Source organism: Paenibacillus sp. FSL R5-0407, from assembly GCF_038009185.1.
GTDB classification, from domain to species: domain Bacteria; phylum Bacillota; class Bacilli; order Paenibacillales; family Paenibacillaceae; genus Fontibacillus; species Fontibacillus vini.
Window position 1 is genome coordinate 1,507,117 of sequence record NZ_JBBPAX010000001.1, and the last position, 24,032, is coordinate 1,531,148.

Annotated in this window: 23 protein-coding genes; 2 read left to right on the plus strand and 21 right to left on the minus strand. The window is 50.1% G+C overall.

Annotated features, from left to right (window positions below; all coding sequences use genetic code 11):
* Positions 1-128: 128 nt before the first annotated feature.
* The 15 genes from lysA to fur form a co-directional block, all read right to left on the minus strand.
* Entirely contained in the window at positions 129-1,460 is a 1,332-nt protein-coding gene (gene lysA, locus NYE70_RS07375) for a diaminopimelate decarboxylase (RefSeq protein WP_341045544.1), read from the minus strand.
* Between the two features lie 107 nt (positions 1,461-1,567).
* A complete protein-coding gene (locus NYE70_RS07380) occupies positions 1,568-3,214 on the minus strand; it encodes a spore germination protein (protein WP_435530072.1) in 1,647 nt (548 codons plus the stop codon).
* Positions 3,215-3,241: 27 nt separating this feature from the next.
* Complete coding sequence (locus NYE70_RS07385) at positions 3,242-3,667, minus strand: stage V sporulation protein AB (protein WP_341045546.1); 426 nt, start codon at positions 3,665-3,667, stop codon at positions 3,242-3,244.
* The gene (locus NYE70_RS07390; protein ID WP_213654014.1) at positions 3,664-4,311 is read right to left on the minus strand and encodes a stage V sporulation protein AA; all 648 of its coding nucleotides are present in this window, start codon (positions 4,309-4,311) and stop codon (positions 3,664-3,666) included. The genes NYE70_RS07385 and NYE70_RS07390 overlap by 4 nt, the downstream gene beginning before the upstream one ends.
* Before the next feature lie 533 nt (positions 4,312-4,844).
* Complete coding sequence (gene deoD / locus NYE70_RS07395; RefSeq protein ID WP_290406176.1) at positions 4,845-5,552, minus strand: purine-nucleoside phosphorylase; 708 nt, start codon at positions 5,550-5,552, stop codon at positions 4,845-4,847.
* Positions 5,553-5,711: 159 nt separating this feature from the next.
* Positions 5,712-6,467 carry an RNA polymerase sporulation sigma factor SigF gene (gene sigF / locus NYE70_RS07400; RefSeq protein ID WP_211019550.1) on the minus strand — a complete coding sequence of 252 codons (756 nt, stop codon included), beginning with the start codon at positions 6,465-6,467 and terminating at the stop codon, positions 5,712-5,714.
* 11 nt (positions 6,468-6,478) lie between these two features.
* Entirely contained in the window at positions 6,479-6,931 is a 453-nt protein-coding gene (gene spoIIAB, locus NYE70_RS07405; protein WP_211019551.1) for an anti-sigma F factor, read from the minus strand.
* Positions 6,928-7,281: an anti-sigma F factor antagonist gene (gene spoIIAA, locus NYE70_RS07410; RefSeq protein WP_341045549.1), complete on the minus strand. Its 354-nt coding sequence runs from the start codon at positions 7,279-7,281 to the stop codon at positions 6,928-6,930. The genes spoIIAB and spoIIAA overlap by 4 nt, the downstream gene beginning before the upstream one ends.
* An 89-nt stretch (positions 7,282-7,370) precedes the next feature.
* A complete protein-coding gene (locus NYE70_RS07415; RefSeq protein WP_341047538.1) occupies positions 7,371-8,567 on the minus strand; it encodes a D-alanyl-D-alanine carboxypeptidase family protein in 1,197 nt (398 codons plus the stop codon).
* A gap of 243 nt (positions 8,568-8,810) precedes the next feature.
* Positions 8,811-10,142: a pyrimidine-nucleoside phosphorylase gene (locus NYE70_RS07420; protein ID WP_211020183.1), complete on the minus strand. Its 1,332-nt coding sequence runs from the start codon at positions 10,140-10,142 to the stop codon at positions 8,811-8,813.
* Positions 10,143-10,163: 21 nt separating this feature from the next.
* Positions 10,164-10,991, minus strand: coding sequence for a purine-nucleoside phosphorylase (locus NYE70_RS07425; RefSeq protein ID WP_211019554.1), 828 nt, complete (start codon positions 10,989-10,991; stop codon positions 10,164-10,166).
* A gap of 18 nt (positions 10,992-11,009) precedes the next feature.
* Positions 11,010-12,197, minus strand: a complete 1,188-nt coding sequence (gene deoB, locus NYE70_RS07430) for a phosphopentomutase (protein WP_211019555.1) — start codon at positions 12,195-12,197, stop codon at positions 11,010-11,012.
* 69 nt (positions 12,198-12,266) lie between these two features.
* A complete protein-coding gene (gene xerD / locus NYE70_RS07435) occupies positions 12,267-13,277 on the minus strand; it encodes a site-specific tyrosine recombinase XerD (RefSeq protein ID WP_341045550.1) in 1,011 nt (336 codons plus the stop codon).
* 19 nt (positions 13,278-13,296) lie between these two features.
* Entirely contained in the window at positions 13,297-13,533 is a 237-nt protein-coding gene (locus tag NYE70_RS07440; protein ID WP_341045552.1) for a DUF4227 family protein, read from the minus strand.
* Between the two features lie 169 nt (positions 13,534-13,702).
* Positions 13,703-14,179, minus strand: coding sequence for a ferric iron uptake transcriptional regulator (gene fur, locus NYE70_RS07445; protein ID WP_211019558.1), 477 nt, complete (start codon positions 14,177-14,179; stop codon positions 13,703-13,705).
* 461 nt (positions 14,180-14,640) lie between these two features.
* Here fur and NYE70_RS07450 point away from each other — a divergent pair, with 461 nt between their 5' ends.
* Positions 14,641-18,576, plus strand: coding sequence for a discoidin domain-containing protein (locus NYE70_RS07450; RefSeq protein ID WP_445323833.1), 3,936 nt, complete (start codon positions 14,641-14,643; stop codon positions 18,574-18,576).
* A gap of 162 nt (positions 18,577-18,738) precedes the next feature.
* Here the strand turns inward: NYE70_RS07450 and NYE70_RS07455 are convergent, their stop codons facing one another.
* The 4 genes from NYE70_RS07455 to NYE70_RS07470 all read right to left on the minus strand — a co-directional run bounded on the left by NYE70_RS07455 (position 18,739) and on the right by NYE70_RS07470 (position 21,412).
* Positions 18,739-19,113, minus strand: a complete 375-nt coding sequence (locus NYE70_RS07455) for a hypothetical protein (protein WP_341045555.1) — start codon at positions 19,111-19,113, stop codon at positions 18,739-18,741.
* A gap of 185 nt (positions 19,114-19,298) precedes the next feature.
* Positions 19,299-20,114 (minus strand): ABC transporter permease, encoded by an 816-nt coding sequence (locus NYE70_RS07460; RefSeq protein ID WP_341045556.1) that lies wholly within the window; start codon positions 20,112-20,114, stop codon positions 19,299-19,301.
* Entirely contained in the window at positions 20,111-21,127 is a 1,017-nt protein-coding gene (locus NYE70_RS07465; RefSeq protein WP_341045557.1) for an ATP-binding cassette domain-containing protein, read from the minus strand. Before NYE70_RS07465 ends, NYE70_RS07460 begins: the two co-directional genes overlap by 4 nt.
* A 111-nt stretch (positions 21,128-21,238) precedes the next feature.
* A complete protein-coding gene (locus NYE70_RS07470) occupies positions 21,239-21,412 on the minus strand; it encodes a hypothetical protein (protein ID WP_341045559.1) in 174 nt (57 codons plus the stop codon).
* A 159-nt stretch (positions 21,413-21,571) separates the two neighbouring features.
* Here NYE70_RS07470 and NYE70_RS07475 point away from each other — a divergent pair, with 159 nt between their 5' ends.
* On the plus strand, positions 21,572-22,000 hold the full coding sequence (locus tag NYE70_RS07475) for a GNAT family N-acetyltransferase (protein WP_341045560.1): 429 nt from the start codon (positions 21,572-21,574) through the stop codon (positions 21,998-22,000).
* Positions 22,001-22,116: 116 nt separating this feature from the next.
* Here the strand turns inward: NYE70_RS07475 and spoIIM are convergent, their stop codons facing one another.
* Together spoIIM and NYE70_RS07485 are read right to left on the minus strand one after the other, a co-directional pair.
* Positions 22,117-22,755, minus strand: a complete 639-nt coding sequence (gene spoIIM, locus NYE70_RS07480; RefSeq protein ID WP_341045561.1) for a stage II sporulation protein M — start codon at positions 22,753-22,755, stop codon at positions 22,117-22,119.
* A 79-nt stretch (positions 22,756-22,834) separates the two neighbouring features.
* Positions 22,835-24,031, minus strand: a complete 1,197-nt coding sequence (locus NYE70_RS07485; protein ID WP_445323752.1) for an endonuclease Q family protein — start codon at positions 24,029-24,031, stop codon at positions 22,835-22,837.
* Between the last annotated feature and the right edge of the window lies 1 nt (position 24,032).

Sequence of the window (24,032 nt, forward strand, 5' to 3'; positions counted from 1 at the left end):
TCAAGTGTACTATGAAATGACGTCCGTAGCAAAATATGGCGCAAAAAAAATGCAACAGCATCATCCAATCCGGCCTCCCGGCCAGTCGTATGATGCTGTTACACCTGTATTTCACAGTTCAGTTCCGTTTACTTGAACGACGGCTGCTTTGCAATCCGCTCGGGGATCACGTCGCAGGAAGTAATATCCTGTAAGCTTTCACGCTTTACGACAAGATCGCTTTGCCCATTTTGAACGAATACGACCGCCGGACGACGGATCCGGTTGTAGTTGCTGGCCATAGCATAGTTGTACGCGCCCGTGCATGCAACGGCGAGCAAATCGCCCGAATTCACTTTAGGCAGCTCCAAATCCCAAATCAGCATATCCCCGCTTTCGCAGCATTTGCCTGCAATGGATACCGTTTCTTCGGCAGCATCCAAGCTGCGGTTCGCCAACATAGCTTCATACTTGGAGTCGTACAATGCAGGACGCGGATTATCCGTCATTCCGCCATCGACGGACACGTATTTACGAACACCCGGAATATCCTTGCTCGTTCCTACGGTATACAACGTCGTACCGGCATCTCCGACAATGCTCCGGCCCGGTTCCACCCAAATTTCAGGGAGCTGCGGATATGCGCTTGCAAATGACGATTTTACGGCATCGGTAATCGCTTTTACATAATCCGAAACCTGAAGCGGCGTGTCTTCTTCCGTATAGCGGATTCCGAATCCTCCGCCTAGGTTGATCACTTTGAATAAGACATCCAGTTTTTCCTTAACTTGAATGGAGAACTCGGCCACACGTTCTACCGCCAGTTGGAAGCCTTCCACCTCGAAAATTTGCGAACCGATGTGGGAATGCAAACCGAGCAGACGAAGATTCGAACTGCGTGAAGCCAGCTCTACCGCTTCAAATGCAGATCCGTTACCGATATCGAAACCGAATTTCGAATCCGTCTGGCCCGTAGAAATATACTCATGCGTATGAGCTTCCACACCAGGGGTTACGCGCAGGAGAATATTAACCGAGAGTCCTTTGTCTGCGGCCAACGCCTGCAGCATATGAATTTCAGTAAAATTATCAACGACAAAACAACCAATATTGGCCTGAATCGCCATTTCAAGCTCTTCAGGAGTCTTGTTGTTCCCGTGAAAATGGATTCGCTCTGCAGGGAAGCCAGCCTCGAGGGCGGTGTACAATTCTCCCTCTGAAACGACATCGAGGGACAGTCCTTCTTCCTCGACCAGACGGCACATCGCCATCACGCAAAATGCTTTGCTGGCATAGGCCACCTGAAACGACAATCCCGAAGCACGGAACGCTTCCATATATTCACGGCATCTTTGCCGGATGAGCGCTTCATCCATGATATACAGCGGGGTGCCGTAAGTTTCTTTCAACTCGACCGTGTCGACGCCGCCGATCTCCAGATGTCCTTTAGGATTGATTTTGCTGGTACCATGTAAATACATCTATGCAGTCCTCCACTTTCAATTTTCACCAGTATATCAAACAACCCGCGAACTGAAAAATGGATTTTTTCGATTATCATTTGTGTTTTTTTCTGGACACGCCCAAATCATCTCTCACTGCGCGGCATACGGGTATTATCTCGCGTCTTGGTGAAGGACGGTCTTTGCTTCGAGGTAAGCACCGGAACCCGGATCAGAATTCCAGCCATCGCCTTTGCATTAAACGGAATAAACGGCCACAAATAAGAGGAGTTAAACGAACGTTGGGTACTGAGGAAAATAATGAACGCCGTGACTCCTCCTACAAGGCCAGGTACGCCGAATATGGCAACCAGTACCAGCATGATCAGCCTGACTACCCTATTGGCAAGTCCGAGCTCGTAGCTCGGCGTCGCAAACATCCCGATGGCGGCCACAGCCATATATAGCACGACTTCGTTCACGAACAGGCCGGTCTTAACGGCGATATCGCCTATGAGGATCGCCGCGATCAGACCCATGGCTGAGGCGAGCGGAGTCGGCGTATGTACGGCTGCCATCCGCATCAAGTCGACCCCGAATTCCACCAGTAAAAACTGGGCGATAATCGGGATTTTGGCCATTTTTTGCGGGCCGATGAAATCCAGCATCGCCGGCTTCAGCTCCGGATGGATTACCATAAGCATCCATATCGGAAGCAGAAATAAGGAGGCAAAGATTCCGAAGAAACGCACCCAACGCAAATAGGTGCCCATGAACGGGGTTTGCCTGTTTTCCTCCGCATGCTGACATAAATCGAAGAACGTTGTCGGCAAAATCATGACGCTTGGCGAGGTGTCGACGAAGATGACGACCCGGCCCTCCATCAGATGGGAAGCGACCACATCCGGACGTTCGGAGTAACGGACCAGCGGGTAGGGATTCCACCCTTTTTTCACGATCGCTTCCTCAAGCTGCTTGTCGGCCAAGGGAATACCGTCCATTTCAACGCCCTTGAGTTTCTCTCTCACCGCATCCACGAGTACCTTATCCGCAATGTCGTCAATATATGCGATACAAACATCGGTTTGACTTCGCCGTCCCACCTTCATCGCTTCGAATTTGATGCCGGGATCGCGGAGCCTTCTCCGTACAAGCGTTACATTCGTCAGCAGCGTCTCGGTAAAACCGTCACGAGCGCCACGAACAACTCTTTCCAGCGACGGTTCCTCCGGGCTGCGGACCGGGTAAGAACGAGTATCCATGACAATGGCCGATTGTTCACCTTCAATAAACAGAACACTCATGCCGATCAGCACATTGTTAACCGCCGAGCTGAGATGCTCCGTTTTTTCCACTTGAATATGCGGGATGTAAAGATCGAAGAAGGATCGAAGCGCACCTGTCGTCAGATTTTCCGGTGTCAAGTAGGTCAATCGCTTGATGATTTCCTGCATTATCGTATCTTTGGCAAATCCATTGATAAAAAAGAGACCCGTTCGTTTACCGCCAAAAGTCATTTCCCGGAAAACGACATCAAAACCTTGACCGAGGCCGACGACTTCCTCCAGCGTTTTCTTAGTCGTGGTCAAACTGCGGCTGATCTTGTCGTTCTTCTGCCAATATTGGATCGACTCCTTTACAGAATCCGATCGTTCGGCCTCCACCTTATGCCTCCGGTCCTCTTTCGCCTGATCTTCATCCTCCGGCCAGGCAAACTCTCCGGTTCCGGGCATGAATTCCGGAATATCCTGGGATTGGCCCTCCTGCCCTGTTCCACCCCGTTCGTGATCCATCATCGCTGACATACCTCCTTAACTGTATTAACGCCTGTACACGAACCATTCAAATAAAGATCCTGCTACCTTTCCGAACACCATCGCCATCAGGAGCCCGAGCAAATACTTTTGCATATGCAGTCTTTTGGCCAATATCGGCAGCACATTGAGCACTTCAGTAAGCGCGGCTGCCAGCATGCCGACGAAAATGCCATTGAACAGGCCGACCACACCGGTTCCTATCCAGGGACCGTGAATGTTCCAGTTCCAAAAATCCGCGATCGTACCGAGGAATGAGCCGCTTACCATCGCTCCCTCGTACCAGTGAACCTTGTCATAGGATCTGGTGATTTGGGCCAGACGCGGAATCATGTCCAGCACGATATAAAGGGCAATCACCCCGCCTCCGACCGCAATGCCTCCCGCCAGTCCGAAGAATATAGAAAAGATCAGGGAGAGCGTTGGAGTCAATGCCTTTTCTCCTCTCCAGGCGCTTCGGACCGGCGCATTTTTTCGTATTCCTCGGCAATCACGTACTGATTCAAATTTTCCTGATAGAGATACATTTCCACTTCCAGAGGGGTAGGTTCCTCATTCCATTTTTTCTTGAACAAATGGTTAAAAAAGATGATCATCCCAAGCCCGAGCCCGACAGAATATGCCACTTGAAATAAATAAGGATGCTCGTCCCTTTCCCCGGTAATCATTTCTACGATCCGGACCTGGACCTCGGGCATGCTGACATCGGCGTGGAAATTCATGATCGTCAGACCGGCACCGAAAAACAGAAGCAGCCAGACGAGAACAAAAAGAGAGATGGAAGGCTTTTTCTCCCGGGTTATCATTTCAACGAGAACATGCGGTTCCCCCAACACTTCAACCTTCAGCGAAGGGAACTTTCGACGGATGCAAGCTATGACCTGAAGCATGTCGATGACGATCAAGTTACCGTCGCTATACTCCGGCCTGTCCATGATGAGCCCAAGGAGCTCCTTTTCATAACGGGGATCGGCCAGTATGCGCGCAATATCCCCCAACCGGACAGGTGCGCCAATCGGAAGCTTTACCTGCTTGCGCAGGCGCAGATAAACGGGAGAGATCGTCCCTTTCTCCATAATGGACACCCCTTTACTGCCGTATTGCCCATAGTATGCCAAGCCCGCCTGCGATTTACTCTTCGAGGGGCTCCGCTATATAAGCTGAACAATTGAAAAGAAGAGCACTCCGATACCTTCGGCAGTCCTCTTTGCTATTCAGAGCTATTCAATCGACAACAACTTAACTGTAAAACCTGCAGTTATATTTGTGAAATGAGCTCATTCGAGCTAAATAACTGGAAAATGTACAGTTAATTCAGCGGTTTCAGCTCGGAATGACCTAAATCCTCTGAAATAGCTGTAGCTTTTACAGTTAAATTAGCCTAGGTAGCATTTGGAGTAAAAATAGATGTAGGAATTACAGTTAATTAAGCAGGGGGAAGGCTCCCTAAGCGAACTCTTATACGAGCTCAAGTACTCTGATAGCATAGTTTACTTGAACCGAAGGTTCTAAAGGTCCTGGGAGAATAGGATGCACTTAAACAACGAAAAAAAGCACTGCCGATCACCTCGGCGGTGCTTTTTTTAATATTCGTGGAATTCCCGTTGCCTTATAGCGCTGCAGCTGTATCCAAAGCAACTTCCATCATCTGGTTAAAGGTAGTTTGCCGTTCTTCCGAAGTGGTCTCCTCACCGGTAAGCAAATGATCGCTAACAGTCAGAATAGTCAACGCATTGACTCCATATTTGGCGGCCAGAGTATATAGTGCGGTCGTCTCCATCTCTACGCCAAGCACGCCGTATTTCATCAGCAGTTGAGTCACGGTCGTATCGTCCCTATAGAACATGTCCGAGCTGAAAATATTCCCGACATGCAGCTTCAATCCTTTTTCCACCCCGCGGTCATAAGCCGCTTTCAATAGCGGGAAGCTCGCAATCGGAGCGAAGTCGAAGCCGCCGAACACATGACGGTTCATGCTGGAATCGGTGCAGGAAGCTTGAGCCAGAATAACGTCGCGGACATGGACATGCTCCTGCATGCCGCCGCATGTGCCGACGCGAATCAGGTTCTTCACTCCGTAATCCCGAATCAGTTCATTCGCATAAATCGAAATGGACGGAATCCCCATCCCGCTGCCTTGCACAGAGATTCTTTTCCCATGATAGGTGCCCGTGAATCCCAGCATCCCCCGGACTTCGTTATAGCAAATCACGTCGCTTAAATACGTTTCGGCAATATACTTGGCCCGGAGCGGATCCCCCGGTAAAAGAATAGTTTCCGCGATCTCGCCTGGTTTGGCTGCAATATGTACGCTCATGTTATGATCTCCTTCTGTTTTAGATGGCGAATCTACTTCTAGTATATAAGATGTCCTCTTTCCTTGCGAGTATATCCGTTCATTGACGCTGAAAAATCCCCTTCACAAACCGCCGCTTATTGCGACGATCTGCTTAAAGGGGATCCTGTAAAATTGGTGCTATTGCGCGATCTGGTCGCGAATGCTCTGCAAAATTTTCTTCTCCAGCCGCGATACCTGTACTTGCGAGATACCAAGCCGGTTGGCAACTTCGGATTGAGTCTGGTCGCGATAATACCGCAAATATACGATCAGCCTTTCCCTTTCCGATAATCCGTCGATCGCTTCATGGAGCGCCAATTTATCGAACCAGCGTTCCTGCGACTCGTCGGCGATTTGATCCATCAGCGTGATCGGATCCCCGTCATTTTCAAATACGGTCTCATGAATGGACGCCGGCGGCTTGTTCGCCTCCTGGGCAAACACGACGTCTTCCGGGGTGACTCCCAGCTCTGCGGCCACTTCCTTTACGGTAGGAAGCCGATTCAATAGCTTGGACAGCTCATCTTTCTTTTTGCGTACCTTGTTCGCCATTTCTTTGAGCGAGCGACTTACCTTAAGGGTACCATCGTCACGCAAAAAGCGCTGGATTTCACCGATAATCATCGGAACCGCATAGGTTGAAAATTTCACGTCATAGCTGAGATCGAACTTATCGACCGATTTCAGCAGTCCGATACATCCGATCTGAAACAAATCTTCAGGCTCGTAACCCCGGTTCATAAAACGCTGCACGACTGACCAAACCAGCCGGATGTTGCAGTTTACAAGCCGGTCTCTGGCCGCGGAATCCCCGTTCTGGCTCAGAGCAATCAACCGCTTCACTTCCGTGTCGTCCAAATACTCTCTCGAGGCTTGCTTCACTTCGGCATCCATAGCTCCAACCCCTAATTGTACAAAGCTTTCTTAGATACAATCCTCTTCTTCATCCGGATGGAAGTACCCCCGCCCATCTCGCTGGTGACATCAAATTCATCCATAAAATTCTCCATGATCGTGAAACCCATGCCGGACCGCTCCAGCTCCGGTTTCGACGTAAACAACGGCTGCTTGGCTAACTCCAGATCTTCGATCCCCCTGCCCTTGTCTTCCACCACGAGAGTCACCGTATCTCCTTCGATAGACGCGGAGATCGTAACGATACCTTCCGGATCTTCGTCATATCCATGAATAATGGAATTGGTGACCGCTTCGGAGACCACCGTCTTCAAATCGGTGATTTCATCCATGGTCGGATCCAATTGAGACACAAAGGCAGCGACAGTCACGCGGGCGAACGATTCATTCTCCGACTTAGCGGCAAATTGCAGCGTCATGAAATTGCGGTCGGTCTGACTCATAGGGCGACCTCCAATTCCGAAAGAGCGGTGCTCTCGTTCTCGTAGACGGACATGATCTTGAACAGACCTGACATCTCAAGCAGCCGGTAGACCGGCGGATTTACCCCGCAAACGACCATACGGCCGCCCTTTTGTTTAATCAGCTTGTATCTGCCCAAAATCACTCCGATGCCCGAGCTGTCCATAAACTGCAAAGACTCGAGGCTGAGAACAAGATGGCGGCAGACCCCGCGGCCGATCTCTTCATCCAAAGTCATTCGGACATCGTCCGCCGTATGGTGATCCAGCTCTCCGACTAAACGAACTACAAGTGTTTCCCGGTGTCTTTCCATTTCCATTTTCAAATTCACGTCTGTTCACTCTCCTCCCTGACATGAACACAACAATTCTACAGCCCGGTTGCGGATTCCTCCCCTGTGACAAAACTAGAAGAAAACCGCTACGAATCTACAAAAAACAAATGAGAGGCCGTTCGTTTAAACATGGTCCACCAGCCGGCCTTTTTGACGTCGGAAGCCGCCTTCAGTTCAAATTCCGTCAGCGCTTGCCCGTTCTGATAGACAACCAGCTTGCCGATAACTTGCCCCTGTTTAACCGGTGCGGCCAGTTTCTCTGGCGCTTCCAGCTTTTGCGTAATCGAACCCGGCTCGGTTCCCTTCTTGATGAGCACGCTCATCGTCTTAGAAGCAGCGAGTTCCAATTGGGAAGCTTCTCCTTTAGTCACTTTAACCTTGCCGATAATTTCGCCTGCCTTGTAGATCGGATGCAGGGCATATTGGGAAAATGCATAGTCGAACATAGCGGATACTTCGCTGTTCCGTGTCTTCGTGTTCGGTTCCCCGAGAACTACGGCTATCAACCGGAGTCCGTCCCGTTTGGCGGTTGCCGCCAGACAAAATTTAGCCTCCGAAGTATACCCGGTTTTCAGACCGTCCGCCCCGCTATAAAACCGGACCAGCTTATTCGTATTCACCAGCCAGAACGGTTTCTCGGATTGTTTACGGAGGTAGTCCTGATAGGAACCGGTATACTTGGTGATGCCCTCGTATTTCAGCAGCTCCCTGCTCATCATGGCAATGTCATGCGCGGACGAATAATGATTGTCCGCCGGCAATCCGTTGCAATTGGAGAAATGGGTGTCTTTCAGCCCAAGCTCCTTCACCTTGTCGTTCATCATCTGAACGAAGGCCTTTTCCGTACCGGCGATCTTCTCGGCAAGCGCGACTGAAGCATCATTGCCGGAAGCCATCGCTACGCCTTTTAACAATTCATCGACCGTCATTTCTTCGCCGGGCTCCAGAAAGATCTGCGAACCGCCCATAGAGGAAGCATATTCGCTTGCCATAACTTTGTCGGTCATCTTCAGCTTGCCCTTATCAATGGCCTCCATCGTAAGCAGCATCGTCATGATCTTGGTAATGCTGGCCGGTGGCAGCTGTTCATGACTCTTTTTCTCGTAGATTACCGTCCCCGTATCCGCATCGATTAAAACGGCGGATAGGGCGTTCCCGGCCAATGCGATCTCGTCTGCCGCGACTTCCTCATGCGGTCCTCCGTGATTGGCAAACCCGGTGGCAGGCCAAAACTGGAACGCGAGAATCAATGCTGTAAATCCAATTAACAACCGCTTTTTCAACATTAGTCCCCCTTTTCAATAAAAATCAGGATTCTGCTAACCTAGTATGGGCTAATTCTTGTCATATTATTCCTGATAGGGATCATTAAAGAGTTTAGTTGAACGAAAGGGGAGCTAGCGAGAGAAATTAAGATGGGTTCAACCGCCTATGTATTAAAATTTGCATAAAAAAAGGCGCAGGAGTAACTTCACTCCCGCACCTTTGTATCCACGAACCTGTGTTGCTTAAAGCCCCTTATTCCGCTAAAATCTCCGAACGCCTTCCGGCGTTACCAACGCAAACACTAACGGTCTGCGAGGCACCTTGTCTTCGGATATTCCGTAAGCTTCTCTCACCTTGCTGCTCGCCTCTTCCAGCCGACTCTCGTACGGAGTATTCAAGTGAAGAACCGCCAGCACTTCGCCGACCTCGACCGGATCGCCGATTTTCTTGCGAAGCGTAAGGCCTGCCGCCAAATCGATCACCGAATCCTTGGTCTCCCTACCAGCTCCGAGGAGCATCGCCGCAATGCCGATTTCTTCAGCTTGAATCGACTCGACGAAACCGCCTTTCTCGGCCTTCACTTCCACTTGAAGCTCGGCCTGTGGCAATAGTTCGGGGTTCTCGATTTGCGTGATATCCCCGCCTTGGGCTTCTACCAACATTTTCAGTCTGTCCAGCGCGGTTCCGCTGGCCAGCTTCTCCTGAAGGATCGCCCGTGCAGCTTCTTCCGTCTCTGCCTTGCCGCCAAGAACGAGCATATGGGAGGCGAGAATCAGACAAACTTCCTCCAAGTCTTTCGGCCCTTCTCCGCGCAGCGTCGCAATCGCTTCCTGAATTTCGAGCGCATTGCCGATCGCATAGCCAAGCGGCTGATCCATATCGCTGATGACAGCGATGGTGCTGCGTCCAACCTGGGTGCCGATATCGACCATAGCTTTGGCCAGCCGGATCGAATCGTCCAGCGTTTTCATGAACGCGCCGCTGCCGGTCTTGACATCAAGCACAATCGCATCCGCACCCGCAGCGATTTTCTTGCTCATGACCGAACTGGCGATCAGCGGAATTGAATCCACTGTAGCCGTTACATCGCGCAGGCCGTACAGCTTCTTGTCGGCAGGAGTCATATTTCCGCTTTGCCCGACCACGGAAAGACCGATCTCGTTCACCTGGCGGAAAAACTGCTCCTGCCCCAGTTCCACGGAGAAGCCGCTAATCGCCTCCAGCTTGTCGATCGTGCCCCCGGTATGACCGAGACCCCGGCCCGACATTTTGGCGACCGGTACCCCGGCTGCCGCTACAAGGGGACCAATGACGATCGTTGTCTTATCCCCAACACCGCCGGTCGAATGCTTATCAACCTTGATTCCATGAATGGAACTGAGGTCGATCATGTCTCCGGACGCGGCCATGGACAGCGTTAAATCGGCAGTTTCCCGGGCGCTCATCCCTTGATAGTAAACGGCCATTGCCCAGGCTGCCATTTGATAATCCGGGATTTCTCCGTTACTGTAGCCTTTGACCAGGTAACCGATCTCTTCGCCGCTTAGCTCTTGGCCGTCTCTCTTTTTGCGGATCAGATCAACTGCTCTCATCTTCATCCTCACCTCCCGTAATTACATTGCAGGAATAATCGCGAGCACCAGGCTCAGGAATTTCTCCCGGACACGGTCTGTAGTTTCCATAACTTCGTCATGGGACAGAGGCTGGTCCAAAATTCCCGACGCCATATTGCTGATGCAAGAAATTCCAAGCACCTCGAGGCCCGCATGTCTTGCAACGATAACTTCCGATACCGTCGACATGCCGACCGCGTCACCACCTAAAGTGCGCAGCATACGGATTTCAGCCGGAGTTTCGTACGATGGGCCAAGCAACCCCACATAAACGCCTTCCTGAAGCGGAACCCCGTTCTGCTCCGCCGTTTTACGGGCCAATTCCCGCAGTCTGCGGCTATAGGCTTGCGACATGTCAGGGAAACGAGGACCCAGTTCATTATCGTTTTGTCCAATGAGCGGGCTGGTCCCCGTCAAATTAATATGATCCGAGATCAGCATGAGATCGCCCGGCTGGAAGGACGTGTTAATCCCGCCCGCTGCATTCGTAACCAACAGCGTCTGCACCCCGAGTTCTTTCATAACCCGGACTGGAAAAGCCGTCAATTCCGGGCCGTATCCTTCATACATATGGAAACGGCCTTTCATTAGAACAACTGGAGTTCCGTTTAAGGTGCCGATCATCAATTCACCGGCATGTCCCTCCACGGTGGACTGAGGGAAATAAGGGATTTCGTGGTAAGGAATGCTTGTTGCTTCTTCAATATGGTCCGCAAGCACGCCAAGCCCCGATCCGAGGATCAGCCCTACTTTTGGAGTGGTTTTCGTTTTTGAGCGGATATAATCCGCAGCTTCCCGTATCATGCCAATCGTGAGTATCGTAGTCATCGTCATCTCTCCCGTTTCTTATTTCAATAGCTGCAAAAAGCTCTTTCCGTGCTCGCTGGCATGTACGCCGAAATTATCGGCGATCGTCGCCGCCAAATCCGCATAGGTCGCTCTGACGCCAAGGCTTCCCGGTGCGGACAACCCTTTTCCGTAAACGAGCAACGGCACATATTCACGTGTATGATCGGTGCCGGAGTGCGTTGGGTCATTCCCATGGTCCGCCGTAATAACGAGCAGATCGCGTTCGCCGACTTGCGCCAGCAAATCCGGAACCGAAGCGTCAAACTCCTCCAGCGCCCGCGCATAACCTTCCGGATCGCGGCGGTGCCCGTACAAGGAATCAAAGTCGACAAGATTCGTAAACAGCAAGCCGTTGAACGATTCGCCCATTAGGCGAATTGTCTCGTCGATACCATGTCTGTTGCTCTTCGTCGGATAGGAAGCGGTGATGCCTTCGCCGGAGAAAATATCATTGATTTTCCCAACGGAGATCACATCCTTGTCCGCATTTTTCAAAGCGTTCAGGACAGTCGGTTCAGGCGGGCTTACCGCATAATCATGACGGTTTGGCGTCCGCTTGAAAGCGCCCGGCTCTCCGACAAAAGGCCGCGCGATGACGCGTCCAACCGAGTGCTCCGGCTCGAGCGTCAACCGGCGGGCAATTTCGCACGCCCGGTACAATTCCTCCAGCGGAATGATCTCTTCATGGGCTGCAATCTGAAACACACTGTCTGCGGAGGTATAGACAATCCACGCTCCCGTTTTCATATGCTCTTCGCCGAGCTCGTCCAAAATTTCCGTTCCCGAAGCCGGCTTGTTTCCGATCATTTTCCGGCCCGTTTCCTGTTCAAACCGGGCAACCAGATCGCGCGGGAAACCGTTCGGATACGTTTGGAACGGAGTTTCGATCTTAAGGCCCATCAGTTCCCAATGGCCTGTCATCGTGTCCTTGCCGGACGAAACCTCGGCCATTTTCCCAAAATAAGCCGCCGGTTGCTCCGCCGGAGCAAGTCCGGGAAGTTCCGCTATATTTCCGAGGCCGAGTTTCTGCATATTGGGCAGACGAGTGCCGGGCACCTTCTCCAGAATGTGACCCAGGGTATGGGAACCCTTGTCCCCGAATTTATCAGCATCGGGCAGTTCGCCGATACCTACGCTGTCCAGCACAATCACGGTAATTTTATCGAAGCCGTTCTCATTATGCATGTCTTTCACTCCTTCAATCTTTGCTTGTTAGTTATCCCTGCTTGTCCCAAATCCATTCTCTTTCCCGGCTTATTGCGATGTTGACGATTGACCGGTCCAAGCTTCAACGCTGCCCTTGGCTCTTGGATGAAATTGATCATAAACCGTTTTGATATTGGGACGGGTATGATTAAGGTACATCTGGATCGTGGCAAGATCGGCATGTCCGAGCATCTCCTGCACCGAACGTACATCCGCCCCGCCTTCAAGCAAATGGACAGCGAACGAGTGCCGCAGCGTATGCGGCGTAATTTCTTTGGATATCCCCGCAGCAACGCCGTACTTCTTAATCACCTTCCAAAAGCCCTGCCGACTCATCTTCCCTCCGGAACGGTTTGGAAACAAGGGGTCTTGCGGTCCGCTGGGGCCTAAGCCAGGCCGGACCTCGCGCAAATATCGGCCCACCCAATCCGCGGTCACTATTCCAAATGGCAAGATACGTTCTTTGCCTGTATCCCCTGAGCAGCGTAAGAAGCGGACATTCGTATCGATATCTTCCATATTCAGCGAGATCAGTTCGCTCACCCGGACTCCGGTAGCATACAACAATTCAAGCATGGCTTTATCCCTAAGCCCTAGTGGGTGATTGCAGTCCGGCATACGGAGCAGCAGCTCCGTTTCTTCCACCGTTAGCACAGCCGGCAGACTTTTGTCGAATTTCGGCATTTTAACTGTAATAAGTGGATCTTGATCAATGACCCGCTCTTGGAGAAGATACTGAAAAAAGGCCTTCAACGCCACGGAAATCCTCGTAATCGTTGCCGGGGCCTTGCCCTCTTCCCGAAGCGCGGAGAAATAGAGCAGAATTCCCGCTCTGGTAACTTCCCGTAAATCTTCGGTTTCCTTGTCGTGCAAATAGTCCAGAAACTGGCGTATGTCACGTTTATAGCTTTCCAGTGTCGAGTTGCTTAAATCTTTTTGCCCGGCCAAATATGAAATAAAAGAGGCTGCATATCGTTCTATGTTCAGCGCCTCCTTTCGTAACGTCGAATGATGTCTTACCCGTGGCACTCTATTGTTCAATTCCACACATGATCTCATTTCCCTGCTGCCAAAGTCGCTATTCCCCGTACCAAAAAAACAGGATTAACTGTTCTGCCATCGTTTCCGCTTCATGGCCCTCCGCACTCCCGGCAAGGAACACTTTAACGGCGGATCCGTCCGGTACCCGGTATTTATCCAAGGGATAAACATACGCATCAAGTAATCCCAGACCTTTATATAAAGTATAGGCCAATGCGACAAAAACGAGCAAATATTTCAGAGTTCTCAGCATTCTGCGAACCGAGATAACCATAACTCTCCCTCTTTCTTTACCCATTTTCCTATCATTGCAATAGGAGCCTGGACACTATTTGTAACAGTATATAAAGAGAGCTAGGTGTATATGCAGGTTTTGAAGATCCCTCGAGCACGTTAAAAAAAGCCCCTAACGGTCCGGCCGTTCGGAGCTTGCATTCATGTTATTATGATTTCTTGCCGCCGTTACCCGGCTGATCCCCGTTCTTGTCTTTGCAACGGTAGCAAATGCCTTGAAAATCCAAACGATGATCAAGCACCGTAAAATTGAATTCCTTCTCCAGCCGTTCCTCTAATGGACCCAGCCAGTCTTCACGGATTTCGTCCATCGCCCCGCATTGCACGCAAATCAAGTGATGGTGGTGATGCTTGGTCGTATCGGTACGCAGGTCATATCTGGCAACCCCGTCCCCAAAGTTAATCTTCTCAACCACATGAAGCTCGCTAAGCAGCTCCAGCGTCCGGTATACGGTAGCCAGGCCAATCTCGGGAGCCTTATCCTTTACCAGCATGAATACATCTTCCGCGCTGAGATGGTCATCTTCATTTTCTAGCAGAACTCGAACCGTGGCTTCCCGTTGGGGCGTCAATTTATAACCGTGGGATTGCAGCTGCTGTTTAATTTTATCGATCTTTGCTTCCATGTTCTCCCCCCCAGGATTGCCGCAACTTGCGCTATAAATCACTTCTTTCATTATAGGGGGTCCGAATCAACAAAGTCAAACATTTACTGGAGCCTGCGCCGGATGTAAAGCTGGTCCAAGCCGAAGCTAGGAAAATAAATTTGGCAAAAGAAGTTTCTCTATGAATTACTTCACTGCAAGATTCTTAATCTTGCACATCTTTTCAATAGAATCACTACTATATTTGGCATCCTCTCCCGATTTATGATCTTTATGTAAATGATTTATTTCAAAATAATAGAAGGAGGGATTTGAAGTTTTATGGTATCGCTTACATTGGAATTTAGTCGGTAAAAATGTAAATAAGGGTGGTGATGGAATTTAGTGTTGGAGTTTAAGCTGCAAAGTTATTTTAAATATGAAAGGAGAATAACATCGTGAAAAGCCAAAGAGTCTTTATCGCGTGGGTTTGCATCGTAACTATGCTTGCCGGATCGTTCCTTGTCTCTTTAGGGTCACCCGCTTCTGTTCACGCAGCAGGCGGCCCCAATTTGGCCGCAGGCAAACCGGTGGCTGAATCCGGACATGCCGATGTATATGCTGCGTCCAATGTAACTGACGGTAACTCAGGTACGTACTGGGAGAGCACGAACAATGCCTTTCCGCAATGGGTACAGGTCGATCTTGGCAACACAATCCGAATTGACCAAGTTGTACTTAAACTTCCGGCCGGATGGGAGAGCCGTTCGCAAACCCTGTCCGTACAAGGCAGCACAGACGGAACAAGCTTCACGGATCTTAAGCCAGCGGCCAGCTATACGTTCGATCCAAACAGCGGGAATAAGTCGACTGTCGATTTCCCGGCAACCGACACACGCTACGTGCGGATCAGCGTAACCGCCAATACCGGCTGGCCGGCGGCGCAGCTCTCCGAACTGGAAGTCTACGGAGCTTTGCAAGCCGAGGCATCGGTTATTCCGGGCAAGATCGAAGCGGAAAACTACAGCGGGATGAACGGAATCGAAACCGAGCCTACCGGGGATAGCGGCGGCGGCCTTAATGTGGGATGGATCCACACCGGCGATTGGCTGGACTATAATGTAAACGTGCAAACCGCTGGTATCTACACCGTTGAGTATCGGGTAGCCAGTAACTCAGGCACGGGTGAGATTCAACTCCAAACCGGCGGAACGACGCTAGCTACCACAGCGATCCCGAACACCGGGGGCTGGCAAAATTGGCTAACCGTTACTGCCACCGTGGCGCTTGGTGCCGGGCCGCAAACGCTTCGTATTTATGCCAGTGGATACGATTTCAATATTAACTGGATCAATTTCACACCGGGCGGAACCCCCGCCGATAATCAGCCACCGACGGCTCCATCCAATCTCGCTTACACACAACCAACTTCGGAAACTGTTCAACTCTCCTGGAGCCCGGCTACCGACAATGTCGGCGTTACCGGATATGACATATTCGCAAACAACCAGCTCCGCGTCAGCGTCAACGCTTCTACGCTGACGTATACGGACCAGCAACCTCCAAACGCGACTGTCACCTATTACGTAATCGCCAAAGATGCCGCAGGCAACGCATCCTCTCCAAGCAACTCAGTAACGCGCAACGGGTCGGACAGCGGCACTGAGAAGAACCTTGCTATCGGCAAGCCGATTACCGCCTCTTCCTCCACCTTCACCTTTGTGGCGGCCAATGCCAACGACAACGATACAAGCACTTATTGGGAAGGCAGCGGACATCCAAGCACACTTACCGTAGACCTTGGAGCCAATGCCAATGTGAGTAAGATCGTAATCAAGCTCAATCCCGCCAGCTCATGGTCAACGCGCACACAGAGTATTCAAGTCCTTGGACATGCTCAAAATTCCACGACTTTCAATAATCTGGTCTCCTCTGCTTCATATACATTTAATCCTGCTTCGCAAAATACAGTGACGATTCCCGTCAATGCGACGGCGAGCAGCCTGCAACTCCGGTTTACGGCTAATTCCGGAGCTCCAGCCGGACAAGTCGCCGAATTCCAGATCTTCGGTACACCGGCTCCAAACCCGGATCTAACAGTCAACGGAATCTCCTGGTCCCCTGCTTCTCCGAGTGAAACCGACGGCATTACGCTGCAAGCCACCGTCCAAAATATCGGCACAGCGGCTGCCTCGGCAACGGACGTGAACTTTTATCTGGACGGCTCCTTGGCCGGAACGGCTTCCGTCAGCCCGCTCGCCGCGGGGACATCTACCGTTGTCTCAGCCAACGTCGGACCCCGGAACGCCGGTTCTTATGAAGTGATCGCCAAAGCAGACGAAAGCAACGTCGTCGTCGAGATCGATAACAGTAATAATAATTACACCCATTCCTCCCCGCTCGTAGTCGGTTCGGTTCAAAGCTCCGATTTGATCGGAACAACTTCATGGACGCCGAGTAATCCAAGCGCGGGCAATACCGTTACCTTCACCGTGAACCTCAAAAACCAAGGGAATATCGCTTCCGCCGGCGGAGCCCACAGCATTACAACCGTATTAAAGAACGGAGCGGGCAATACGGTTCAAACTTTTAACGGGGCCTATAACGGGGTTCTGGCTGCGGGAGCGTCCGCCAACGTCACTATGGGCACCTGGACTGCCGTCAACGGCAGCTATACGGTGACAACAACGATCGCGAGCGATGCAAACGAAGCGGCCATCAAGCAAAGTAATAACATCGGCACGGCCAGTTTATATTCCGGTCGAGGTGCAAATATGCCGTTTACCATCCTTGAAGCAGAAGTCTCCTCAAACGGCACGAACGGGACAAAGCTGGCTCCGAACTTTACGCCGGGCGACTTTGCCGGGGAAGCATCCGGGCGTTCAGCCGTTTATTTGGATGCCCCTGGTGAATATGTGGAATTTACGCTCACCTCGCCGGCTAACGCCTTCGTTCTTCGCAACGCCGTCGCGGAAAACACGACCGGAACGATCAGCATTTATGCAGACGGCATCGACAAAGGAAACTTTACCGTCACATCGAAATTCTCCTATCTCTACGCAACCCCCAGCACGCTTGGGGATCTCGGATACAAAAATTCAGGCTCCAAAGCTTACTGGCTCTACGAAGATGCCCAGTTGCTGCTTGACCAGGTCTATCCGGCCGGGACCAAAATCAAAATCCAGAAGGACGCCGGCGATGTCCCATGGATTTATGTGGATATGATCGAAACGGAAAACGTCGCCCCGCCGGCTTCAAATCCGGATCCGGATAAATACGTCCAGGTTTCCGGGACGAAATCCATTGAGCAAGCGCTGAACGAATTCCGGCAAGATCCCGGCAAGAAAGGAATTTTCATTCCGGCCGGCGAATGGACGATTTCGTCAAAAATCTTTTTATACGGTCGAGCCACTGAAATCATTGGCGCGGGTCCTTGGCATACAAAGCTGACAGCCCCTCAGAATCAAACAAACACCGATGTCGGTTTTAATATTAGCTCCGCCGCCAACGGATCTACCATCAAGAACCTGTCCGCTTGGGGCAATTATATCTACAGGGTAGACGGACCCGGCAAATTCATTGACGGGAATGGCATGCAGAACGTTACCATCGATAACGTCTGGGCCGAGCATTTCGTTTGTCTCTATTGGGGAGTGAATTCTTCACATAATACTTTTAAAAACAACCGGATTAAAAATATGTTCGCCGACGGCATCAATATGACCAACGGATCTTCTTACAATATTATCGATAACAACTATGCCCGGGGAACCGGGGACGATTCATTTGCCTTATTTAGTGCGGTCGATGCGGGCGGCTCCTACAATGTCGGCAATAAGTACACCAATCTCACAGCAACCAACGTCAGACGCGCGGCCGCATTTGCCGTCTATGGCGGCCAAGATAACCTGTTCCAAAACTTGTACGGCGCGGACACGCTGACTTACCCCGGCGTTACCATCAGCAGCTTGAGCTTCGGTTATAATACGTTAGGGTTTGGAGCGCTGGATACCGTCATCGACGGAGTGACTTTAGACCGTACCGGCGGTGATTTCTGGACCAGCAACGGTGCCGATGACAAAATAAACGATTACCAAAACTTCGGAGCCATCTGGTTCCATGGCGGCGACAGAGACCTTAAGAACATCCTGGTGAAAAATGTGGACATCAACAATCCGGTATATTTCGGGCTGATGTTCCAGTCCAAGTCTCCGGAAAACCTCCCGATGCAAAATATCCGCCTGGAGAATATCACGATCAATAACCCGACCCGCTATGGCATCAAACTGGTAGCCAAGGCGGAAGACGGGCAAGGACCGGCGGTAGGGTCAGCGAGCTTCACCAATGTAAAAATCAATAATCCGGGGATTACGGCGATTTACGGTGAAAACAAGAGCCCTAATTTCAACGTAATCAGAGTGTCAGGGAATAACTGGTGATTTATTAATTTGACTCTGTTAAAGTTTAATGTTGATATTACTTATAAAAATGGAAGTTCCCAATTTGCGGGACTTCCATTTCTATAATATTTGCTTGTTAAACTAACGAACCCTTTTAGTTTAAGTGTAATTGTTCACAACTTATTAACTAAATAGTTATATCTATTTTTTTTCAATCGCCATTCGCAAGTTCGAGATAACTCCAATAAGCAATACTAACGAACAAACCATTTTTTCAAAAGGTGTTCCAAACAATTGTTGTATAAATCCAAAAGACCAAAGTACAACAAAAAACCAACATATAACGGTTATTTCTCTTTTGTATTTATATAATTTAATTCTACCAACAATCAACGTAAAAACTACACCTATAATAGATATAACCATATTTATAACAGATATTGGTAGCTGTTCAGCGAATGATTCAGACCTTCCACCATTAACCCATGTGAATGGAATACTTTTGCTTATAATAAGAAAGTGGATTAAGATAGTCAAAGAGTAAAAAACAATTCCCATAAATACAGCAGTTTTCAAATTAATTTTCCTCAGTTTTTCTAAAATAAAATCACCTCATTTTCTTCCCGTTTCAATTTTATTAATCCAGTAATATACTATTCCTTATTTCTCTTACCGTCTGACAGGTAACTGAAAGTAAGATTTTGAAGAGTTATCAAAAATGTACTGAAGTCCCTTCCGCCAAACCGGCGGAAGGGACTTTCTTATGTGCGGCGCATATAAGCGCGTACTGTCAGCGGTGCAAAGACGACTACGATGGCTGCTGCGCTTACGATAGAAAGGATGAACTCGGTGCCGATTATACCGGTATTGGCCAGTTCACGGACAGCGCTGACAAGATGCGAGATTGGATTGATCTGCACGAACCACTGCAGCCAATTCGGCATGGTTTCCACAGGTACGAAAGCGTTGGAAAGAAACGTGAGCGGGAACAGGACCATCATGGAAATCCCCTGCACGCTTGCAGCCGTACGAGCGATGACGCCGAAGAAGGCAAAAATCCAACTGACTGCCCATGCACAAACAATAACTAGTAAAGCGGCGATAACGATGAATCCAAAACCGCCCTCGGGACTGTAACCCATGAGATACCCCATAACAAAGGTAAGAACAGTGGCAATCGCATAGCGAATTGTATCCGCGAGTAAGGCCCCCGCCAATGGCGCTATACGGGCGATCGGCAGCGATTTGAACCGGTCGAACACGCCTTTGTCCATATCCTCGCGAAGCTGAACGCCTGTGACGATGGAAGTGCTAATGACCGTCTGCACCAGAATCCCCGGGATGATAATCGGCAAGTAACTTTGTACATCTCCTGAGATGGCGCCGCCAAATATATACGTAAACATTAGAGTAAAAAGAATGGGCTGAAGCGTCACGTCAAACAACTGCTCGGGTGTGCGGCGGATCTTCAAGAGCCCCCGATAGGCCATCGTCAACGAATTACGAAGCGCCTGACCGAAACTTGAGTGATTTTTTAATGGACGCCCGGTATTTTTCATGATTGATGCTTGTTTCATACTCTTACTTCCTCCGCCCTTTTCGATGATTCTGAAGTTTGTGGACCGATGTTATTCTCGTTTCCACCTTGTCCCGTGATCGTCAGAAATACTTCGTCCAAGGTCGGCTTTTGCACACTGATTTCGGTTAGCCGTATTCCACGGTTACGAAGAGCTACCAGCAGGTCGGTCACTTGATCGGGATCCGTCAAAGGCGACGTAATCTTGCCGGCTTCCGCCGTTACACTGGCTCGAACATCAAGCACCTGTTCAACAATTTCACGGGCATAGGCGATATCCTGTTCTTGATCGACACGTAAATGCAACGCCGAGGTGCCGACGGATGCTTTCAAATCATCGACCGTCCCCTCCGCCACGACCTGTCCCCGATCGATCACCGCGATGCGGTCTGCCAATTGGTCCGCTTCATCAAGGTATTGCGTGGTCAGAAGCACGGTCGATCCGGTGTCCACCAAACGGCGGATCGTATCCCACATTTGCGAACGCGTTCGCGGATCCAGCCCGGTCGTCGGTTCGTCCAGGAATATGAGCGGAGGCTGCGCAATGAGACTGGCGGCCAAATCCAGCCGACGTCGCATGCCTCCTGAGAAATGCTTCAGCGGACGTTTCGCCGCTTCGGTCAGACCGAATTCCTCCAGCAGATCACTTGCCTTGCGCCGGGCTTCCGCACTCCCCAGTCCGAGTAATCGTGAGAAAATAATCAGGTTCTCGGTGGCGCTTAACGACTCGTCGACCGAAGCGTATTGACCCGTTACCCCGATCAGCTGCCGTACGATATGCGACTCCTTTACGACATCGTGTCCGAAGATACGCGCCTCCCCGGCATCCGGCCGCAGCAATGTCGCTAACATGCGAATCGTCGTTGTTTTACCCGCACCATTCGGACCTAGCACACCGTAAATCGAACCGGCGCGAACGTTCAAGTCCACGCCGTCCACAGCGCGATTGTCATCGAACAGTTTTACAAGTCCCCGGGCTTCGACGGCCCACTCGTCGTTATGTTTTTTGTTCATTCCCACATCTCCAATCACTGTTTATGCTTGAAACAATAACCCGCAAATATAAACTGAATTTAAACAGGTTCGTGTTTGTATGTCTGAATTATATGGCTTCTTAGCCAGCCCCTAAAACCTTCTTGAGGCTGGATTCGGATCGGTCTGCAGACGGAAAACGTCGGCTTGTTTCGTTGAGAATCTTTGGAAAAACATGCGAATAGCATCAAATAAATAAGGAAGGCTGCCGAGATTATCTCGACAGCCTGTAAGTGACACCTCATCCACTCTATAGTCAATTTTCATAAACACAAAAACCCTCCTGAAAATTGCTAAACAATGATAATGTGTTGATGTATGTAGTTTATCGAGGAGGGGTTAGAATGCTGAAAAAAGGTTTTATGCCTTTATTCCTGTTTTTGCATTTTGGATTACATAGAAAAGACGAAGGGAAATGATCTAACAGTGAATTACAGACTAGCCACTTCCAATGACTATGAAGATATATTAAAACTGTGGGAAAAGTCAGTGTTTGCCACTCATGATTTTGTTAAATTTGAGGATTTGCAAGATATAAAAGAAGAAATCCCTTCGTATTTACCTCATCTTGACGTGCTGATTTGGTATATCGATGATTTAACCATTGGATTTTCATCCATTAACAACCATCATCTTGAAATGTTATTTTTGGATCCTGATGAAATTGGAAAAGGATATGGAACCCAAATTCTAAGAAAACTTATCAATGACTTCAAAGTAGAAACTGTTGATGTAAATAAGGACAATGAGCAAGCAAAAAGATTTTATCTTAAACATGGATTTATTGTTGTAAGCGAAGATGAAACTGATAGTTCGGGCCGGCCGTATCCTATTCTTCATCTTAAAGTTGAATGAAAAAAATGCTTCTGAAAGTGAAAGTTCACTCCGGAAGCATTCTTGATTCTGAGTATTCGCCGCAAATGTGATTTTTCTTATTTTAAAGGAGTAGTCAAGTCCTGATATACCAGCACTTACAATGCACTCTGCCCGATCATCGGTGTAACCCACGCCATCATCGTTGGGGTAACCCAGGTTTCAAAAGAAGAAACCGCCATAAGCACCGCCGCCATGGCCAGCGTCAGACCGGTATAAGACAGGAACGGACGTGAGACGTTTCCGTTACGGTGGAGCAGCACCCTGCTGCGGATGATCCCCAGAGAAAAGCTCACGGCGGCCACACTGCTGATCAGCAGGGCCGGAATAACGATCAGATTATGCGGAGCGACGGAGACCAGCGCGAACAGCAGCCCTTTCCATGTATATTGGCCGACCAGGCATCCTACGGTAAAACCAATCAACACGCCTTTCAGAAAATCCAGGATCAGAATGCCCGGCAGACCGATCACGGAAAGCCCGAGCAGCCAGATCAAACCGAGCCATTTCAAGTGCAAACCGGCTACTTCCCAGTAGGTTTGAGGCATAAAGCCTTCTCCCCCTTCGTTCACCGATACGAAAAAGTTGCCTAAATAACGGGATAAATCCTGCTGCTGCTCCAACGTCAGCGCATTTACCATCAACGCTCCAAATACGACTCCCATTAAAAATAGTACGCCGACAAATATATAGAGCGGTGTTTGATCCTTTAGAGTGTGGCGGATAGGTTGAAGCATACGGTAGGCCCCCTGTCTTGTTCACGATTAAGCTTATACTAATCTATGAACAAGCCTTATTCCGTATGCTATATTTCCGTCACTTCTGCGTTTTGGAGACTTTGCCGTAAATTCCGCCGCCGCCCGATTCAAGCTGAAGCTTACCGGAGCGTGCCGCAGTGATTTTACCGGCCAATTCCTCACCGACAACTCCGGCAAGAGCGGTCTCAGGTACCTGGTGCAAAATGTTCATCTCCGTGCCAAAAGACTTCAGCAAGAGCTCCAGCTTGGCCGGGCCCAATCCGGGGATGAACTCAAGCGGCACCTGGTAATGGTATGCCGGACGATGGCTCGGCACTTCCGGCGCAGAGCGGTCTGCGATCGAGATGATCCGGTCCAGCACGCCTCGGACGAGCTTCGGACTTCCGCAATAAGGGCAGCGCTCGACGGCCGTTTCCGATTCGTCAATAATGTAGCTGCAGCCCCCGCAATAAGTTCTATGGTATTTCCCCAGCCGGGGATTCAGTCCATAATTTCCGGCAACCTTTCTGCCCTCGACGCCTTTCAGCGCCTTTTCGAATTCCCTGTAGTTCGGCTCCCGCAGGATCAGCTCGTTGTATTCCCGCCCGATTTTACCAAGCGAATGGGCATCCGAATTGGTCAGAATCGTATAGTTGTCCAGTTCGCTGATCCATCCCGCCATCTCGTGGTCTGCACTAAGACCAAGTTCAACGGCGCTGATCAGATCCGGGTCAAGCACATGGTCCAACCGGGGAGCACAGCTGCCATAAATACTCCGATGCGGCGTGAAAATATGCGCCGGAATCACCATACCGCCTCTGGCATATACCTCTTCCTGCAAAACCTTGGCCGGAGCGTATACCCGCTGGGAGCTGAGCGTAATATTTTTCATTCTTTTCTCCAGCCAGCCGGTAAAGGAAGTCATTGTCGCAAGGTCCGGGAAAAACACCAGCAAATGGGCCGGCCCCATGCCGGGCTCGCGAATTTCCAACTCACTGCCGAGCAAAATGGTAGTTCCTTTGTAAGCAATTCCGCCCTCTTGCAATTCCTCCATTTCTCCGGTTTGCAGGCTCAACCTAATATCCTCCTGAACCCCTGGTGAGTGGCAATCGATAATTCCGACCAGATTGATTCCCTTACGATCCGCCGCCTCCTTTGCGATATTCGCAAACGTCAAATCCCGGCTTCCGCTTATTTTGACCGGCGCCCCTTGCCCGGTTCTTCCGATATGAATATGCAGGTCCGCGAAAAAGGACGACAGTTCGCTATTCATCATC

Excerpts from the sequence above, each read along its gene's own strand:
- lysA (WP_341045544.1), bottom strand. The coding sequence starts at position 1,460 with ATGTATTTACATGGTACCAGCAAAATCAATCCTAAAGGACATCTGGAG.
- NYE70_RS07380 (WP_435530072.1), bottom strand. The coding sequence starts at position 3,214 with ATGGATCACGAACGGGGTGGAACAGGGCAGGAGGGCCAATCCCAGGAT.
- NYE70_RS07390 (WP_213654014.1), bottom strand. The coding sequence starts at position 4,311 with ATGGAGAAAGGGACGATCTCTCCCGTTTATCTGCGCCTGCGCAAGCAG.
- deoD (WP_290406176.1), bottom strand. The coding sequence starts at position 5,552 with ATGAGCGTACATATTGCAGCCAAACCAGGCGAGATCGCGGAAACTATT.
- sigF (WP_211019550.1), bottom strand. The coding sequence starts at position 6,467 with ATGGATGCCGAAGTGAAGCAAGCCTCGAGAGAGTATTTGGACGACACG.
- spoIIAB (WP_211019551.1), bottom strand. The coding sequence starts at position 6,931 with ATGAGTCAGACCGACCGCAATTTCATGACGCTGCAATTTGCCGCTAAG.
- NYE70_RS07420 (WP_211020183.1), bottom strand. The coding sequence starts at position 10,142 with ATGAGAGCAGTTGATCTGATCCGCAAAAAGAGAGACGGCCAAGAGCTA.
- NYE70_RS07425 (WP_211019554.1), bottom strand. The coding sequence starts at position 10,991 with ATGACTACGATACTCACGATTGGCATGATACGGGAAGCTGCGGATTAT.
- deoB (WP_211019555.1), bottom strand. The coding sequence starts at position 12,197 with ATGCATAATGAGAACGGCTTCGATAAAATTACCGTGATTGTGCTGGAC.
- xerD (WP_341045550.1), bottom strand. The coding sequence starts at position 13,277 with ATGAGATCATGTGTGGAATTGAACAATAGAGTGCCACGGGTAAGACAT.
- NYE70_RS07440 (WP_341045552.1), bottom strand. The coding sequence starts at position 13,533 with ATGGTTATCTCGGTTCGCAGAATGCTGAGAACTCTGAAATATTTGCTC.
- fur (WP_211019558.1), bottom strand. The coding sequence starts at position 14,179 with ATGGAAGCAAAGATCGATAAAATTAAACAGCAGCTGCAATCCCACGGT.
- NYE70_RS07450 (WP_445323833.1), top strand. The coding sequence starts at position 14,641 with ATGCTTGCCGGATCGTTCCTTGTCTCTTTAGGGTCACCCGCTTCTGTT.
- NYE70_RS07460 (WP_341045556.1), bottom strand. The coding sequence starts at position 20,114 with ATGAAACAAGCATCAATCATGAAAAATACCGGGCGTCCATTAAAAAAT.
- NYE70_RS07465 (WP_341045557.1), bottom strand. The coding sequence starts at position 21,127 with ATGAACAAAAAACATAACGACGAGTGGGCCGTCGAAGCCCGGGGACTT.
- NYE70_RS07470 (WP_341045559.1), bottom strand. The coding sequence starts at position 21,412 with ATGAAAATTGACTATAGAGTGGATGAGGTGTCACTTACAGGCTGTCGA.
- spoIIM (WP_341045561.1), bottom strand. The coding sequence starts at position 22,755 with ATGCTTCAACCTATCCGCCACACTCTAAAGGATCAAACACCGCTCTAT.
- NYE70_RS07485 (WP_445323752.1), bottom strand. The coding sequence starts at position 24,031 with ATGATGAATAGCGAACTGTCGTCCTTTTTCGCGGACCTGCATATTCAT.